The sequence below is a fragment of the Pseudomonas fluorescens genome (assembly GCF_902498065.1).
Taxonomy (GTDB): Bacteria; Pseudomonadota; Gammaproteobacteria; order Pseudomonadales; family Pseudomonadaceae; genus Aquipseudomonas; species Aquipseudomonas fluorescens_BJ.
Genome location: NZ_CABVIR010000034.1, coordinates 1 through 501, shown reverse-complemented (window position 1 = coordinate 501; position 501 = coordinate 1). Strand labels below are relative to the sequence as shown.

Sequence of the window (501 nt, the reverse complement as noted above, 5' to 3'; positions counted from 1 at the left end):
ACCATGGAGCGCACCATGGCCCTGGCCTCCGAGCGCCAGTCGAGCCTGATCGAAACCCTGGCCGGGCTGGATGCGGTCAAGGTCAACAACGCTGAAAGCGAGCGCCAATACCAGTGGGAGCAAACCATTGGCACCCTCAGCCGCCTTGAATTGCGGGTGAAAATGCTCTCTGGGCTGTCGATGAACATCACCCTGCTGATCCAGCAATTGGCGGGTGTGATCATGCTTGTCTTCGGGGTCTACCAGATCATCGACGGCCACCTCAGCATGGGCGGCCCGATTTCCTGCTACATGCCCAGTGGCCGCGCCCTCAGCCCGCTGGCGTCGCTGTCGGGCCTTATGACCCGCTACCAGCAAGCCAAGGTCACCATGTTCTCCACCGACCAGATGATGGAGCTGCCCCAAGAGCGCAACTTCGAAGAACGCCCTTTGAGCCGCCGTACCCGGCAGTGCGCCATCGAGTGCCGGGGCCTGAATTTCACCTACCCCAACCAGCAGAAC

1 protein-coding gene is annotated in these 501 nt (G+C 61.5%); it reads left to right on the top strand.

The features are described 5' to 3' along the window. A partial coding sequence (locus tag F8N43_RS29235) for an ABC transporter transmembrane domain-containing protein (RefSeq protein ID WP_263596750.1) occupies nt 1-501 on the top strand: 501 nt, incomplete at both ends.